This window comes from Massilia sp. W12 (assembly GCF_037300705.1).
Lineage (GTDB): Bacteria > Pseudomonadota > Gammaproteobacteria > Burkholderiales > Burkholderiaceae_D > JACPVY01.
Genome location: NZ_CP147776.1, coordinates 2,690,940 through 2,706,377, shown reverse-complemented (window position 1 = coordinate 2,706,377; position 15,438 = coordinate 2,690,940). Strand labels below are relative to the sequence as shown.

16 protein-coding genes are annotated in these 15,438 nt (G+C 49.6%); 3 read left to right on the top strand and 13 right to left on the bottom strand.

Annotated features, from left to right (window positions below; genetic code table 11):
• The first annotated feature begins 8 nt into the window (after nt 1-8).
• The gene (locus V8J88_RS10975; RefSeq protein WP_338849542.1) at nt 9-1,085 is read left to right on the top strand and encodes a tetratricopeptide repeat protein; all 1,077 of its coding nucleotides are present in this window, start codon (nt 9-11) and stop codon (nt 1,083-1,085) included.
• On the opposite strand, the gene V8J88_RS10970 is transcribed toward V8J88_RS10975, so the two are convergent.
• Nucleotides 1,075-1,239 (bottom strand): hypothetical protein, encoded by a 165-nt coding sequence (locus V8J88_RS10970; protein WP_338849541.1) that lies wholly within the window; start codon nt 1,237-1,239, stop codon nt 1,075-1,077. The genes V8J88_RS10975 and V8J88_RS10970 overlap by 11 nt on opposite strands.
• 150 nt (nt 1,240-1,389) lie before the next feature.
• Between V8J88_RS10970 and V8J88_RS10965 the strand changes: the two genes are divergently transcribed.
• Nucleotides 1,390-1,755 carry a hypothetical protein gene (locus tag V8J88_RS10965; RefSeq protein ID WP_338849540.1) on the top strand — a complete coding sequence of 122 codons (366 nt, stop codon included), beginning with the start codon at nt 1,390-1,392 and terminating at the stop codon, nt 1,753-1,755.
• 64 nt (nt 1,756-1,819) lie between these two features.
• Here V8J88_RS10965 and V8J88_RS10960 read toward each other — a convergent pair whose 3' ends face one another.
• The 7 genes from V8J88_RS10960 to V8J88_RS10930 form a co-directional block, all read right to left on the bottom strand.
• On the bottom strand, nt 1,820-2,149 hold the full coding sequence (locus V8J88_RS10960; protein WP_338849539.1) for a hypothetical protein: 330 nt from the start codon (nt 2,147-2,149) through the stop codon (nt 1,820-1,822).
• A 115-nt stretch (nt 2,150-2,264) separates the two neighbouring features.
• The gene (locus V8J88_RS10955) at nt 2,265-2,639 is read right to left on the bottom strand and encodes an RHS repeat-associated core domain-containing protein (protein WP_338849538.1); all 375 of its coding nucleotides are present in this window, start codon (nt 2,637-2,639) and stop codon (nt 2,265-2,267) included.
• A gap of 210 nt (nt 2,640-2,849) precedes the next feature.
• Nucleotides 2,850-4,196: an IS5 family transposase gene (locus tag V8J88_RS10950; protein ID WP_338844876.1), complete on the bottom strand. Its 1,347-nt coding sequence runs from the start codon at nt 4,194-4,196 to the stop codon at nt 2,850-2,852.
• A gap of 109 nt (nt 4,197-4,305) precedes the next feature.
• Nucleotides 4,306-4,791 (bottom strand): SMI1/KNR4 family protein, encoded by a 486-nt coding sequence (locus tag V8J88_RS10945; protein ID WP_338849537.1) that lies wholly within the window; start codon nt 4,789-4,791, stop codon nt 4,306-4,308.
• Between the two features lie 13 nt (nt 4,792-4,804).
• Complete coding sequence (locus V8J88_RS10940; protein WP_338849536.1) at nt 4,805-5,809, bottom strand: RHS repeat-associated core domain-containing protein; 1,005 nt, start codon at nt 5,807-5,809, stop codon at nt 4,805-4,807.
• Nucleotides 5,810-5,981: 172 nt separating this feature from the next.
• Complete coding sequence (locus tag V8J88_RS10935) at nt 5,982-6,296, bottom strand: hypothetical protein (RefSeq protein WP_338849535.1); 315 nt, start codon at nt 6,294-6,296, stop codon at nt 5,982-5,984.
• Nucleotides 6,297-6,311: 15 nt separating this feature from the next.
• Nucleotides 6,312-10,688 (bottom strand): RHS repeat-associated core domain-containing protein, encoded by a 4,377-nt coding sequence (locus tag V8J88_RS10930; RefSeq protein ID WP_338849534.1) that lies wholly within the window; start codon nt 10,686-10,688, stop codon nt 6,312-6,314.
• Between the two features lie 156 nt (nt 10,689-10,844).
• Between V8J88_RS10930 and V8J88_RS10925 the strand changes: the two genes are divergently transcribed.
• On the top strand, nt 10,845-12,191 hold the full coding sequence (locus V8J88_RS10925; RefSeq protein WP_338844876.1) for an IS5 family transposase: 1,347 nt from the start codon (nt 10,845-10,847) through the stop codon (nt 12,189-12,191).
• A 61-nt stretch (nt 12,192-12,252) separates the two neighbouring features.
• On the opposite strand, the gene V8J88_RS10920 is transcribed toward V8J88_RS10925, so the two are convergent.
• The 5 genes from V8J88_RS10920 to V8J88_RS10900 all read right to left on the bottom strand — a co-directional run bounded on the left by V8J88_RS10920 (nt 12,253) and on the right by V8J88_RS10900 (nt 15,433).
• Nucleotides 12,253-12,660 carry a hypothetical protein gene (locus tag V8J88_RS10920; protein WP_338849533.1) on the bottom strand — a complete coding sequence of 136 codons (408 nt, stop codon included), beginning with the start codon at nt 12,658-12,660 and terminating at the stop codon, nt 12,253-12,255.
• Nucleotides 12,657-13,451: an RHS repeat-associated core domain-containing protein gene (locus V8J88_RS10915; RefSeq protein WP_338849532.1), complete on the bottom strand. Its 795-nt coding sequence runs from the start codon at nt 13,449-13,451 to the stop codon at nt 12,657-12,659. The genes V8J88_RS10920 and V8J88_RS10915 overlap by 4 nt, the downstream gene beginning before the upstream one ends.
• Before the next feature lie 189 nt (nt 13,452-13,640).
• Nucleotides 13,641-14,015 carry a hypothetical protein gene (locus V8J88_RS10910; protein WP_338849531.1) on the bottom strand — a complete coding sequence of 125 codons (375 nt, stop codon included), beginning with the start codon at nt 14,013-14,015 and terminating at the stop codon, nt 13,641-13,643.
• A 1-nt stretch (nt 14,016) separates the two neighbouring features.
• Entirely contained in the window at nt 14,017-14,781 is a 765-nt protein-coding gene (locus tag V8J88_RS10905) for an RHS repeat-associated core domain-containing protein (protein ID WP_338849530.1), read from the bottom strand.
• Nucleotides 14,782-14,803: 22 nt separating this feature from the next.
• On the bottom strand, nt 14,804-15,433 hold the full coding sequence (locus V8J88_RS10900) for an SMI1/KNR4 family protein (protein ID WP_338849529.1): 630 nt from the start codon (nt 15,431-15,433) through the stop codon (nt 14,804-14,806).
• Nucleotides 15,434-15,438: the final 5 nt, after the last annotated feature.

Sequence of the window (15,438 nt, the reverse complement as noted above, 5' to 3'; positions counted from 1 at the left end):
GAGGAATTATGCGCAGCGGGCGACAAATGGCTTTGGCGCTGATCTTGAGCGGCGCCGCATGTTTTGCGCAGGGCAAGACCGATGTGAATCAGCAATTGCACGCCATTAATCAGGAAGTGGTGCAATTATTCGGCGCTGGCCAGCACAAACAGGCATTGGAAAAAGCCGAACAGGCGATGCGCCTGGCTGACAGCGACCCCACGGTGCAAACCGAGCGGCTGTTAGCCTCACTGTCGAATTTATCCGGTCTGTACAAAAACATGGGGGCGTATAACAAAGCCTTGCCGCTGGTGAAACGCGCCTTGGCCGTGCTGGAGAGTAAAAAGCCGGCGGCCAGCGCTGAACAGGCGCAGTTTTTACACACCCAGGCGGAAATTTTGCAAGGTCTGGGCGATTTGAAAAGCGCGGACGCCCTGTATCAGCGCGCCTTGGCGCTGGTGGAAAAAGATAGCGCCGCCGCCACAGCCAAATTGCAGATTTTGAACAGCATGGCGAATTTACATGTGGCCCAGGGCGCGCTGGAAAAAGCCCAGCCGCTGTATCAGCAAGTGCTGGAATTATCGGAAAAAGAGGAGGGCGCCGAACATCCGAATACCGGCGTGGCGTATTTGAATCAAGCTGAATTGCTGCGCCGCATGGGCGTGTATCAAAAAGGCTTGATGATGGCGCAGCGTTGTTTGCTGATTATGGAAAAAGCCTCAGGCCCGGAACACCCCTCCACCGGCGCCTGCTTGAATGTCTTGGCGGAAATTCAGCGCGCCATGGGCAATTACGACAAGGCTTTGCAATATCAGCAGCGCGCCTTGAAAATCGCCGAAAAAGCCTTTGGCCTCACCCATTTATCAACTGCAGTGCGCTTGAATAATCTGGCTGCGGTTTATCTGGAAATGAAAGCCTATGACAAGGCGATTGCACATTATCAGCGCGCCTTGGCGATTGATGAAAAACTGTTCCCGGCCGAGCATACCGGCAAGCTGGCGATTTTGCAGGGTCTGGCGGTGGCCTACAAAGAAAGCGGGGCGCAGGATAAGTTTGAGAAAACCGTACAAAGGATACAATCGCTGAGCGCAGGCGCTAAGCCCTGATGGGCTTGCGGCGACTGACTGGCTCTTGAATCTGGCTGGCGCCGCGCTGGTGTTGCGCTTGCAGAATGCGGCCTGCGGGGGCGTAGGCGTAGTGCTGGGTTTCCTGGCGTCCATTGAAATGCGGCGTGGCGCCGATGTTGGCGTGTTTTTGCAAGAGATTGCCGGCGGTGTTATAGCGGTAGTCGCGTGCAATTTCAGCCCCCCTACAAACAGGAATGACGGCGGAGGCTCAGGTGCTGAATAGAGATGTCTGGTTAATAAGTCATGCTATAATAATGAAGTTGATTAACTTAAAGGTGATGATATGGATGTTAAAAAATATTTTTCTGATTTGGAAAAAACGTCCGGAATAAAATTCCATCAAAACTTTCATAGTGAAATTGAAAATATTTTTTCGATAATATCGTTAAATAAAAACAAATATTTAAATTTCTCAATAATTCAACCAGAAAATTTCCATGACTTCCTTTCCAACTTTAAAAAGAATGAGTTACTTCCTTTCATGGTTGAAATTCAATCACAGGGAATTGATTATTATTGTTTCAAATCCGACAATAGTCACTCCCCTGGGATGATATCTGTTTATTCAGATGATGCCGTGGTGCACAATTGGGCCAATGTAGATGACTTTATACATTGGCTTAACTCTTTGCAAAACATTGAGGATTGAATATTTCATACTGGAAATGTATCTTTAATGTTTTTTTAAAATTCAATACTCTCCCGCTGATCCATTATAAAATCGGTATATGTAAATCTCTCGGGTTTGTTGAAACTATACAACTATCATCCAGGACATGAGAAGCTCCACGGTAATTTCCACCAGAAACATTGGATGTCGGCACAATCTCCTTGTGTGCGTGCTTTACTTCATCGGCAAAGCCCCTTGGGGGAGTACGAACCTTTGCCGGGTCCAGTCGAATTGCAGCAGTATTCCCATCAGGCGTTGCTTTCGTCCAAACATCTCCTCCACTTCTTGCAGTAACTTGTGTATATCCTTTTCTTCGCAAAATCGCTTCAATATCTGATTGTTGCATGCCATTGAATGGAGGTAACTGCTGCAACTCCTCCAAAGCAGTACTTGGTCGTCTAAATCTCCCTCTACTGTCGCGTAATCGACATGCCATTAATCCACTGATATCAGTCCATCCATTAGGGTCTGCACCATAAATAAATTTATTAGCGCCCCCCCAACAACCCAATCGGATCCTGACTGATAAACCGCCCAATCGCCGGATCATAATACCGGAAGCGATTATAGTGCAAACCCGTTTCCGCGTCATATTGCTGTCCCTGGAAACGGAAAGGCTGTTCCACCTGCGGCAGCGGTTCGCTGTATTGCCAAGCCGACCCAGTTCCGGTTTGCAGCATTTCGGCTTCGCCCCACACCTGGTATTGCGCCGCCCACACCACCCGGCCTTGGACATCGGTCAGTTCTTGCACCGCGCCATCAGGCAGCATCAGATTGATTTGATGCAAATGGCCGGAACCATAGAACAGGCGGTTGATGATGCGGCCATCGAGCAGGCGGCTGTCAGTGTTGTTGCCCAGCACATCATATTATTATTTATGTGGATTATGGTTCTGACAGCATTTTCTTTGAATATTGAATTTTCTTTATTTCGCTATCAGTCCATTCACTTTTAAATTCATCCATTATCTTTATGTATTCTTTATAATTCTTTTCCTTCCATTTGGCATCAGCTTTCATTCTTAAATTTCTCAATTTAATATCTAGTCGGCCCTGAACAATTCAAATTAAGGTCAACAAATGCAATCTGCGGTCAGACAAGGTTTTCCCTCAGGAAATCTGAAGCTGCAAAGAAACGCAAGGAAGGCCAAAAAAAGCCGGAGCTTTCGGAGGATCATGCGCAGATTGTGGCCGCAGCCGCATAACAAAGCATGAAAGGCATCACCATCAGCGCCTTTCAACCAATTTCTGCTCAATCTTCCGTCATTTTTCATATGTCCAATCACCGGTTCAATTGCGCTTCGCCGTCGGATATCCCGCCGAAGTCGCGCTGTGATGTTGCGCTTTAAACGTCGATGGAAGACTTTAACGCCGCTTGGCGCTGTGCCGCCGCGATAGCCCAAATCTGTAAATGCCTCTTTTGGAAGGGTATCTGTCAGGATGGCCGCTTGTTCCAATGCTTCGTATAAAGTATGGCCATCGTATGGGTTGCCGGGCATACTGCGCATCCCCACCACCAAGCCTTCTTTGTGTGTCACCGTAATCGAAACCTTCACACCGAATTCATATGGCTGCCGGGCCTTTCCTTTGGAGATGCATTCAACTTCCGGCGCATGCAGGCTATAAAGTTTATTCTTGTCATTTTTTTGTTGCGTCAGCAGGCGCTTCGCTTTGGCCAGCAAGTCGCTGGCTTTCTGCTTCACGCTCTCAGACTTGTTGGCGAGCTTGCGCTCCACATCCCGATAAACGCGCCCCACCAGCGTCTTGAGCTTCTTTAAACTGCCGCGCATGCGTTTGAACTGCTTGGCGTGAGCATAACGCGCTACTTGCCCGGCTAATTTTGGCGCCTCACGGTTATAGTTTTGCCGCAAATCCAACTTTTCCTCAATGGCAAATTTGACCAGATGCTGCCTGGCGCGCTCCAGCAATTTTGCGTCGGTTGGCCACGTAATCGCTTTTTCTTGCACTGTGCTATCAACGATCACCTTCTCAAAGCTTTTTTGTTCCACCACCTTGGCTTTTTCTGCTGCTTTGATTGTCTGCGTCAGCATCCATTCCAGACCTTTTTCTCCAATCCGTTTGCGCCAACGCGTCAGCGAACTGGGGTCAATTGGCGGGTGATGTTGAAACCAAATTTCCCCGCAAAACAATTGCCAATATGGATTCTCAACCCATCCCCACACAACATCTTCGTCAGATAACGCAAATGTGTGTTGCAGATACAAAAGGCCTGCGATCAGGCGCGTAGAAGTTGCTGGTCTGCCTCGCGATGACGGGAAATGCGTCGTCCATTCCCTCTCGAACACGCTCCAATCCATCAAATCGGCCAACTTCACCAATGGATGTTTGGGGTTGACCAACTCATCAAGCCTTTGTCGGAACATATCCGCGCTTACTGTCCCCGTCGGTTTCGGCCCCATTTGCCCCTCCGCTTTTTGCCGGAAATGAATTCTATTTTAATCATTTCTTGCAATTCTGCGGTCTCCATTCCTCAATTTTTTTCAATAAAATCAGGAGGTTGGGAATTGTTCAGGGGAGACTATCTAAAATCTCTTTGGATAAAATAACATTGCTTGGTTCATTATAAGTGCTATCATCAAAAACACCATTGCGAGCATTTTCCAGTCCCTGTGATATTGAATCCGCAATAATGAATTTTTCTGAGTGATCTAAATCGCCCAATGAAACAACAACAAATTTTGGATTTTCTCTGTCGTTTGTGTAATCTAAGGCATAGCATTCACCACCACCATTAGTGCCAATCCCAAGAAATTGTTCTCCCATGTAATTGAAAATATTTGCTGAGTGATTTCTTTCATAAAGTTTTGAAATTGGCCAAAATAAGAAATAAGCACTTCCAATGCGCCCCTCGCCACCATCTGAAATAAGTAAAAAATCTTTGTAATCATTTGGTAACTTTAATTTAATTAATTTTTCAAGATCGCTGATATCAGTGCTCTTAGCGCCAGAAGAAAGATTGAATGTTGGTGGTAATATATTGATCAACCCAGTCATGATACTCTCCCTTTTACCGGTTGTAGAAATATTGAAATGCTTTCTTTAAGGCACGTTTTCTGCACTTTTCAGATACACCTGCTGCCCTTAGATCTCCAGATGCATTATTAAATTCCTCTCGCAATGACGTTCCCCATCGAGGCTGCCCATTGGCTACCCGGCTATCTCGCCGCGTATTTTGCCTATTATTCGCAATATCATGCGGGGAGTTTTCCAGTAAAATTGCCGGGGCTCCATATGTTGAGTATCCACCAGGCTTTCCAATGTTAACTTTTGCCCATTTGTCTTGAATAATGTGATGAGATTCGTTGTCAGTTGGTCGAGGGGAGGGTTGATGATCATGTTTTGCAATTCCACATGGATCAGGTCGACAATTCTGACATGCACGCAAACCAACCGGATCAATCCAAGCAAGGGGATTGCGCTCAAAAATAAATAAATTATTTCCACCATTCAACCCAATCGGATCCTGACTGATAAACCGTCCAATCGCCGGATCATAATAGCGGAAGCGATTATAGTGCAAACCCGTTTCCACGTCATATTGCTGTCCCTGGAAACGGAAAGGCTGTTCCACCTGCGGCAGCGGCTCGCTGTATTGCCAAGCCGACCCAGTTCCGGTTTGCAGCATTTCGGCTTCGCCCCACACCTGGTATTGCGTCGCCCACACCACCCGGCCTTGGGCTTCGGTCAGCTCTTGCGGTGTGCCGATCTGGTCGCAGTGGTACCAGTACATGGCCCCATCTTGCTGTGTGGCCAGCAGAACAAAGCTGTCTGCTTCGTAGAAATACAGCACCTGCTTGGCGCCGCGCTGGCTGTGCAACAGCAAATCGCCATCCCACAGATATTCTGTCACGCCAAAGGCGTCGCGCTTGCGTGTGCGCCGGCCCAGTGCGTCGTATTCGTATTCGGTTTCTTGTGTCACCCCTTGCCGTGTCACCGTGGCTTTGCGCAGTTGGTGGCTGCTGTCCCATTCAAATTCTGCCTGCTCGCCTGCGCCACGCCGGCGTTGTCGCACATTGCCGTGCGCATCATAGCTGTATTTACATAAGAGGATTCAATACTTGCAATTAAACTAAAATTTTCAACTTTTATTTAACAATAATCGCAAACTTCAGTCTCGTGACAAACCAACTTCTTGGATGAAAATTGCCGAAATTCGACTGAATTTTGAGTTTCCCAACAGTCTCTTACAACCATCTCCCCAAAGGGCTTGTAATCAACATTTCCTCAACTATTTTATCTTTGAAAAGTCCTTCACTTTTCAACATCTGAATAACAGATTTAAAGACTGCAACATCTTCAGCACAGCCTGTATTTTCAATTAGCAAGCTCAATGCCGCCTGAGTTGACTCAGCATCACCCAATTTGAAAAAATGAAGAATCAATTCCCCAATTTCACTTTTAACTCGAAAATTCTCACTTTCCTCTTCCGCGTCAGACGAATAACTTGAGTTATAGAATTCATCTAATCGTGAGTTAATGTAATCAAAACTAAAAATCATACCCCACTCCTTTGGCTATTTTTTCGGCAATATTTTATAACTTCCTTTTGGAATGCTTCCTTTAATTAATACTTCCTTATCTTTTCTTGCATAACGGTATGCCTTTCCTGAAAAATCTGCACCATCACTAACATCTTCAATGTTGCAATCTGGTATTAAACTCAAGTCAATTTCAACCATTGTACCTTTATCCCCGGCATAGAACTCGGCCCGATCTTTCATTTTTGATGTTGAATTGTATTGAGTCCTTCTCTTTCCATCTTCAACGTGCTCTTGCGGTGTATAACTTGCATGTATATTTTTCGGCTGCAATGCCTCTCCTTTCAGTGCACTGCTTGTTTGCTGCGGGGTTAACGCGCGATACACTTTTCCGCAGTGTTTTTTTGCTAATCCCAACGGATCAATCCAATCAATTGGATTATCCGCATACGCAAACAAATTACTCCCACCCAACAACCCAATCGGATCCTGACTGATAAACCGTCCAATCGCCGGATCATAATACCGGAAGCGATTATAGTGCAAACCCGTTTCCGCGTCATATTGCTGTCCCTGGAAACGGAAAGGCTGTTCCACCTGCGGCAGCGGCTCGCCATATTGCCAGGCGGAACCTGTGCCGGTTTGCAGCATTTCGGCTTCGCCCCAGACTTTGTATTGTGCAGCCCACACCACCCGCCCCTGGGCGTCGGTCAGTTCTTGCGGCGTGCCGATCTGGTCGCAGTGGTACCAGTACATGGCTCCATCTTGCTGTGTGGCCAGCGGAACAAAGCTGTCTGCTTCGTAGAAATACAGCGCTTGCTTGGCGCCGCGCTGGCTGTGCAACAGCAAATCGCCATCCCACAGATATTCTGTCACGCCAAAGGCGTCACGTTTGCGTGTGCGCCGGCCCAGTGCGTCGTATTCGTATTCGGTTTCTTGTGTCACCCCTTGCCGTGTCACCGTGGCTTTGCGCAGTTGGTGGCTGCTGTCCCATGCAAATTCGGCGCGCTCGTCGGCCCCGCGTGTGCGCTGGCGCACATTGCCGTGGCTGTCGTAACGGTATTCCAGGTCGCGCCAGCGTGTTAAACGGTTGCCCGGCAGGCCGAAGCTGAATTCGTCCAGATTGCCCGCCGGATCATAGATAAAACGCTCTTGAATCTGGCTGGCGCCGCGTTGATGTTGCGCTTGCAGGATGCGGCCTGCGGGGTCGTAGACGTAGTGCTGGGTTTCCTGGCGTCCATTGAAATGCGGCGTGGCGCCGATGTTGGCGTGTTTTTGCAAGAGATTGCCGGCGGCGTCATAGCGGTAGTCGCGTGCAATCGCTACTGACAATTCGCGATTGGCCAGGGTCTGTTGCGCGCGCTGGCGCAGCAGGCGGCCCATCGGGTCGTAGTCGTAGGCGCTGTGCAAGGCGCCCTGGCTGCGCTGGATTTCACGGTGTAGTGCGTCCCGTTCGATGTCGGCGATGATTTGCATTGCGCCATCAGGCTGCATCAGATTGATTTGATGCAAATGGCCGGAACCATAGAACAGGCGGTTGATGATGCGGCCATCGGGCAGTTTGGTCAGGCTGCGGTTGCCCAGCACATCGTATTCATGCGCCAGTTTTAAGGGGGCGCCGCCGTGCAGATGCTGGATTTCTTCGCGCAACTGGCCAAGCGCGGTGTAGGCGAAACTGAGTTTGGCGTGCGCATTGTCGGCCCCCAGCAGCTGGCCCAGCTTGTCGTAGCGGTAACGTGTGATTTCATGTGGCGCGGCGTCGCATACTTTTTCCAGCAGGCGGCCCAGGGCGTCGCGCGTGAAGCGCGTCACTTTGCCGGGGCCGTAATCGCTGCCGCCCACTTCCAGCAAATGCGTGAGTTCGCCGGCGGCGTTGTAGTGGTAGCGTTGCAAGCGGCCATCGAAGCCGATTTCTTCGATCAGATTGTCTTGCAGGTCGTAACGGAAATGGGTTTCTTCGCGGTTTTCATTGGTGAGCGTGATTAAGCGCCCGACGGCGTCGTAGGCATAGCGCAGGCTGTGGCCGTTGGCGTCGGTTTTTTGCAGCAAGCGGCCCAGTCCGTCGTAGGCATAGCAGGTGCTGTGTCCCAGCGCATCGGTATGGCGCACGAGGCGTCCTTCGGCGTCCCAGGCGTAATGCTGCACGCTGCCGTCGGCTTCCTGCACTTGGCGCAGGCGGCTGTTGGCGTCCCATACATAGCGCGTGGTTTGCCCCAGGGCGTCGCTTTGCGTCAGCAAGCGTCCCAGGGCATCGTATGTCATGCGTGTGCTGCGTTGCGAGCAATCGCGGTATTCCTGCAAATTCGCATGCCCGTCCCACTGCAAGCGCTTGAGGCCGCCGCGCGCGTCTTCGATCTCGCGCAGCAAGCCGCGTTCGTCATAGCGAAAGCGCGTTTGCTGACCGGCGGCGTCAATCCGCGTCAGCAGATTGCCGCGCGCATCGTATTCTTGCTGCGTCACTTGTTGCAGGGCGTCAGTCAGCTTGATGGGTAAATCCAGGACGTTGTAGGCAATTGTGGTTTTGGCGCCTGCGGGGTCGGTGATGGCGGTCAAATTGCCGCGCGCATCAAATTGGAAGTGTGTGCTGCGTCCCAGCGCATCGCTTTCCTGGCTGGGGCGGCCGCTGGGGTCGAACGGCGTCGCCAGCCGCACGCCGTCCGGCCCGGTGGTGGCGATGATGTCTTCGCGCTCATCATATTCATAGCGGGTGCTGCGTCCCAGCGCGTCTGTCACGGTATTGCAGCGCCGCTGCGGGTCATAGCTAAAGCGCAAGCCTGCGCCGCTTTCCACATGCCAGGAGCGCAAGACGCGTCCCTGCGGACTGAGTTGATCATATTCGGCGGCGAAGCGGCTGCCGTCGGCGCGCGTGTAGCCGATCAACATCCCTTGGCGCCAGTGGTAGTGGCGGATGGCGTGTGAGCCGTCTTCTTCACGTCCGCTCTCAGCTTGCAGCAAGCAGCCTTGTTCGTCGTAGGCGTAGCGCGCCAGCGGCCATACGCCGCCATGCGCTTGCAGGCCGACTTGCAGCAATTGCCCGCCGGCATTCCATTGCAGGGACAGGATGCGGCCGGCGCTGTCGCTCAAGGCATGGGGACGGTAGGGCGCAAAGCTGTCGGCGGGCGCGTCGCCATAGTGCAGGCTGATGCGCTGGCCATTGCGGTTGGTGATGGCGGCCAGCGGCAGCAGCCAGCAATCGGCGCGCGCGCGCCGCCAAGTGCGGCACAGGCCGTCTTTGCCGATGATGTGCCAGGCGTGCGCTTCGGGGTGGTAGAGGGTGAAGCCTTCGTAGGCGTCAAAGTGCTCCGCGCCGACCGCGATCATGGGCAGGTTCACGCTGCGGCCATTGGCGTCATGCAGCAAGATGCCTTGCGCGCCGAGTTGCAGCATTTGCGCCAGCGGGTGGCTCCAGCCCTGGCCAAACCAGGACATGCGGGTATTGCCGGAGCGGTAGTGGCGGCGCCAGCTGAGGTCTATCATGCCGGGCAAGCTGAAATCGGTATCGGCCAGCATTTTTTCGCCGGTGGCGATAATCACCGGTTTGCCGATGGCGCAGGCGCAGCCGGTGGCTTGGGCTTTCGGGCCTTGGCCGACTTGCGCGTCTTTATTGGAATTCGGGCCATTGTCTTGTGCGCCTTTGGAGCGTTTTTTAAGCGCTTTGCCCAAGGCCGCCAAAATCGCGGCGATGCCGACCCGGATCAGGAAGGAGGCCAGCTTTTTGCGCTCGGCCTTGATCTGCTCCGGCGTCATCGGCTTGCTCCAGCGTTCGGCCATGGCGGCTAACTCTTGCCCGGCCCCGGCGGTCGCCTGCAATACGCTGTTCATGCGCTGCACCACCGCCGCGCCGCCGGCGATCTGTCCCACCACCGGGACCCCGGCCAGCGCGGTCAAGGCGAGCGATTCGCCCAGTGAAATCAGGGTGTCAGTGGACAGCAATTCATCCAGCATGGCTTGCGCGTCGTCCATCGCCGCGTCTTTGAAATCTTGCGCGCTCATGCCGCCGGTGATTTGGCCGGCGTTGTTGAGGGCGGTTTGCGCCGCCGCCGGCAACATCGTCCACAGCGTATTGACGCCGGTCTTCACCGCATGCATCACCGCTTGGCGGCTTTCCACATACAGCGATTTGGCCCAGGACAAGAAGCTGTTGTCGCCGTCTTTGGTCGGCACGTTTTTGCCTATCATCACCACCGGCGCATGCTTGCCGCTGCCCAAAAAACTCTGACGGTGCGCAACAGCTGTGCCGTGGTCATACACCGTCCCCGCCGGATTATTGATCTTGGTGCTGATATTGAAATGCGGCGCCACCCCCGGGTCGCCCTTGGGCAAGAGCAAAACCGGGTCAGCCGGCTGGAATACAAAGCCTTTGCTGTGCTGACTGATTAAATCTTTGCCATCGGTTCTGACGTTGGTGGGCATGGGGATGTGGGGGGGATCAGATGGTCTTGATAATTAGTCTCCCCTGAACAATTCCCAACCTCCTGATTTTATTGAAAAAAATTGAGGAATGGAGACCGCAGAATTGCAAGAAATGATTAAAATAGAATTCATTTCCGGCAAAAAGCGGAGGGGCAAATGGGGCCGAAACCGACGGGGACAGTAAGCGCGGATATGTTCCGACAAAGGCTTGATGAGTTGGTCAACCCCAAACATCCATTGGTGAAGTTGGCCGATTTGATGGATTGGAGCGTGTTCGAGAGGGAATGGACGACGCATTTCCCGTCATCGCGAGGCAGACCAGCAACTTCTACGCGCCTGATCGCAGGCCTTTTGTATCTGCAACACACATTTGCGTTATCTGACGAAGATGTTGTGTGGGGATGGGTTGAGAATCCATATTGGCAATTGTTTTGCGGGGAAATTTGGTTTCAACATCACCCGCCAATTGACCCCAGTTCGCTGACGCGTTGGCGCAAACGGATTGGAGAAAAAGGTCTGGAATGGATGCTGACGCAGACAATCAAAGCAGCAGAAAAAGCCAAGGTGGTGGAACAAAAAAGCTTTGAGAAGGTGATCGTTGATAGCACAGTGCAAGAAAAAGCGATTACGTGGCCAACCGACGCAAAATTGCTGGAGCGCGCCAGGCAGCATCTGGTCAAATTTGCCATTGAGGAAAAGTTGGATTTGCGGCAAAACTATAACCGTGAGGCGCCAAAATTAGCCGGGCAAGTAGCGCGTTATGCTCACGCCAAGCAGTTCAAACGCATGCGCGGCAGTTTAAAGAAGCTCAAGACGCTGGTGGGGCGCGTTTATCGGGATGTGGAGCGCAAGCTCGCCAACAAGTCTGAGAGCGTGAAGCAGAAAGCCAGCGACTTGCTGGCCAAAGCGAAGCGCCTGCTGACGCAACAAAAAAATGACAAGAATAAACTTTATAGCCTGCATGCGCCGGAAGTTGAATGCATCTCCAAAGGAAAGGCCCGGCAGCCATATGAATTCGGTGTGAAGGTTTCGATTACGGTGACACACAAAGAAGGCTTGGTGGTGGGGATGCGCAGTATGCCCGGCAACCCATACGATGGCCATACTTTATACGAAGCATTGGAACAAGCGGCCATCCTGACAGATACCCTTCCAAAAGAGGCATTTACAGATTTGGGCTATCGCGGCGGCACAGCGCCAAGCGGCGTTAAAGTCTTCCATCGACGTTTAAAGCGCAACATCACAGCGCGACTTCGGCGGGATATCCGACGGCGAAGCGCAATTGAACCGGTGATTGGACATATGAAAAATGACGGAAGATTGAGCAGAAATTGGTTGAAAGGCGCTGATGGTGATGCCTTTCATGCTTTGTTATGCGGCTGCGGCCACAATCTGCGCATGATCCTCCGAAAGCTCCGGCTTTTTTTGGCCTTCCTTGCGTTTCTTTGCAGCTTCAGATTTCCTGAGGGAAAACCTTGTCTGACCGCAGATTGCATTTGTTGACCTTAATTTGAATTGTTCAGGGCCGACTAATTATCTATTTGATTAAATTTTGGACAGATAGCTATTTTGATCTTGAATAAAAATTAGTTTTGGCAATCCTAACAACCTCATCACAACCATCTTCACATAGTAGAGTTAAAATGGAATCAGGTATTTTTTTATTGCTGGCAACTGTCATGCGAACTGATTCGCTTTCATCTTTTGCCAACTTTAAGAATGCTTCATAAGGCAACTTTCTCTTTTCAGCTAAAATTGTCCTAACGGTGATACTATTGCTTGCAGTGAGAAGCATAATTGTCTCATCCGGCAATAATCTATTCTGCGCAATCTCTACTTGAAGTTCTGGATGATTGGAAATTATTAAATTCCAAGTTTCATGGCTTGCTTGATAGCTCAAGCTTCTAATACCATTATCACTTTCATCCTCTTTCAAAAGATTTAGAAAAATGTTTTCATCATGATTCATCATTTTGCATCCTTGCATTTGAGTGTTTTAAGATCAATGGTTTTTCCTGCTTCGCCTTTGTGTTTCCCCATTCTATCGCCAAATTCATCTAGGTCATATATATGAACAAGCTTATTTCCTTCCTGTCTAAATTGTTTAAAAGCACTTTCGCCATGACCTGTCTTGTCAACTGAGTACCATCTTCCATCTTTAGGATCACGGAAATATTTTGCGTTGCCAACGCCAGGAACATGCCCTTCACAGCTTCTATCGAAGCGATCTAATTTCCATTTCTCACAATCTTCGCAACGATTATCAATGTTTGGTTTTCCAGTTTTTGGCTTTCGCCCAACACTCAACCCCAACGGATCAATCCAATCAATTGGATTATCCGCATACGCAAACAGATTACTCCCACCCAACAACCCAATCGGATCCTGACTGATAAACCGCCCAATCGCCGGATCATAATACCGGAAACGATTATAGTGCAAACCCGTTTCCGCGTCATATTGCTGTCCCTGGAAACGGAAGGGCTGTTCCACCTGCGGCAGCGGCTCGCTGTATTGCCAAGCCGACCCAGTTCCGGTTTGCAGCATTTCGGCTTCGCCCCACACCTGGTATTGCGCCGCCCACACCACCCGGCCTTGGGCGTCGGTCAGCTCTTGCGGTGTGCCGATCTGGTCGCAGTGGTACCAGTACAGTGCGCCATCTTGCAAGGTTGCCAGCGCATGGTTGCGTAATCGATTTTTTGCGACAACTACCTTGACACGCTCCGCCGGAACCATAGAACAGGCGGTTGATGATGCGGCCATCGGGCAGTTTGGTCAGGCTGCGGTTGCCCAGCACATCGTATTCATGCGCCAGTTTTAAGGGGGGCGCCGCCGTGCAGATGCTGGATTTCTTCGCGCAACTAGCCCTGCTGGTCGTAGCGGTAACGCGTGATGTGCTGCAGTTCGGCGACGTGCTTGAAATTTAGTTGAATGGAAAATTTTAAGCGTAGCTTATCTATGCATATATTTACAATCTGATAATTGGAAAATTAAATCAAGAGCATTTGATATTCCGCTATGCACTAATTCTTTACACTCAGAAATATTAATGATAATGCCATTTTTCTCTGAGTATTCCTTTAACTTTTCTGAAAAAATGATCTTTAGTTCATTCTCGTTAAGTTCGGCTGAGAAAAAACCTCCCTCACCTGATAATTCACGAGAATTTATTTCAAAAAAATAATCATCTGGATCTTCAGGGATCGCCCTTTGTAATATTATGTAATTTTCGGGGTCAGGCTTTTCACTATCAGAAAATGCAACTGTCAGGACGCCATCCTCTTCGTAAGAGGTTGTAAATTTCGCCTTAAAAAAAATATCATCCATGTTATTTTCCTTTCTTTGTTGATGTACTCCACGTACCTTCAGGCCATGTGTAATTTACTACACATCCTACTTCTTTTGATTTCCTGTTCATAGCTCCTTTGCAAGATTTGCAAGGTGGATATTCTCCTTGAATATCCACAATATCTCCTTCTTCTAGCTTTAACTGCCTCATTGCACGGTTCTCAGTATGTGTTGCTAAAGTACTGCGAGGAAAGCCTAATGCTTTCTCTTCTTCAGTCATATCGCCACTTTTCATTGTTTCACAATGAGTCGTCTGACCTGCTTTATTCTTGACTGTAATTTTTGCAGTATGAGTGCCCTTGCCAGAGCCAAATTTTGCAAGACCTAACGGATCAATCCAATCAATTGGATTATTCGCATACGCAAACAGATTACTCCCACCCAACAACCCAATCGGATCCTGACTGATAAACCGTCCAATCGCCGGATCATAATACCGGAAGCGATTATAGTGCAAACCAGTTTCCGCGTCATATTGCTGTCCCTGGAAGCGGAAGGGCTGTTCCACCTGCGGCAGCGGCTCGCTGTATTGCCAAGCCGACCCAGTTCCGGTTTGCAGCATTTCGGCTTCACCCCACACCTGGTATTGCGCCGCCCACACCACCCGGCCTTGGACATCGGTCAGTTCTTGCACCGCGCCATCAGGCAGCATCAGATTGATTTGATGCAAATGGCCGGAACCATAGAACAGGCGGTTGATGATGCGGCCATCGAGCAGGCGGCTGTCAGTGTTGTTGCCCAGCACATCATATTATTATTTATGTGGATTATGGTTCTGACAGCATTTTCTTTGAATATTGAATTTTCTTTATTTCGCTATCAGTCCATTCACTTTTAAATTCATCCATTATCTTTATGTATTCTTTATAATTCTTTTCCTTCCATTTGGCATCAGCTTTCATTCTTAAATTTCTCAATTTAATATCTAAAATCTCTTTGGATAAAATAACATTGCTTGGTTCATTATAAGTGCTATCATCAAAAACACCATTGCGAGCATTTTCCAGTCCCTGTGATATTGAATCCGCAATAATGAATTTTTCTGAGTGATCTAAATCGCCCAATGAAACAACAACAAATTTTGGATTTTCTCTATCGTTTGTGTAATCTAAGGCATAGCATTCACCACCACCATTAGTGCCAATCCCAAGAAATTGTTCTCCCATGTAATTGAAAATATTTGCTGAGTGATTTCTTTCATAAAGTTTTGAAATTGGCCAAAATAAGAAATAAGCACTTCCAATGCGCCCCTCGCCACCATCTGAAATAAGTAAAAAATCTTTGTAATCATTTGGTAACTTTAATTTAATTAATTTTTCAAGATCGCTGATATCAGTGCTCTTAGCGCCAGAAGAAAGATTGAATGTTGGTGGTAATATATTGATCAACCCAGTCATGATAC

Coding starts and splice junctions, on each gene's coding strand:
- V8J88_RS10975 (WP_338849542.1), top strand. CDS start 9: ATGCGCAGCGGGCGACAAATGGCTTTGGCGCTGATCTTGAGCGGCGCC.
- V8J88_RS10925 (WP_338844876.1), top strand. CDS start 10,845: ATGGGGCCGAAACCGACGGGGACAGTAAGCGCGGATATGTTCCGACAA.
- V8J88_RS10945 (WP_338849537.1), bottom strand. CDS start 4,791: ATGACTGGGTTGATCAATATATTACCACCAACATTCAATCTTTCTTCT.
- V8J88_RS10965 (WP_338849540.1), top strand. CDS start 1,390: ATGGATGTTAAAAAATATTTTTCTGATTTGGAAAAAACGTCCGGAATA.
- V8J88_RS10910 (WP_338849531.1), bottom strand. CDS start 14,015: ATGGATGATATTTTTTTTAAGGCGAAATTTACAACCTCTTACGAAGAG.
- V8J88_RS10930 (WP_338849534.1), bottom strand. CDS start 10,688: ATGCCCACCAACGTCAGAACCGATGGCAAAGATTTAATCAGTCAGCAC.
- V8J88_RS10935 (WP_338849535.1), bottom strand. CDS start 6,296: ATGATTTTTAGTTTTGATTACATTAACTCACGATTAGATGAATTCTAT.
- V8J88_RS10950 (WP_338844876.1), bottom strand. CDS start 4,196: ATGGGGCCGAAACCGACGGGGACAGTAAGCGCGGATATGTTCCGACAA.
- V8J88_RS10915 (WP_338849532.1), bottom strand. CDS start 13,451: ATGGCCGCATCATCAACCGCCTGTTCTATGGTTCCGGCGGAGCGTGTC.
- V8J88_RS10920 (WP_338849533.1), bottom strand. CDS start 12,660: ATGATGAATCATGATGAAAACATTTTTCTAAATCTTTTGAAAGAGGAT.
- V8J88_RS10900 (WP_338849529.1), bottom strand. CDS start 15,433: ATGACTGGGTTGATCAATATATTACCACCAACATTCAATCTTTCTTCT.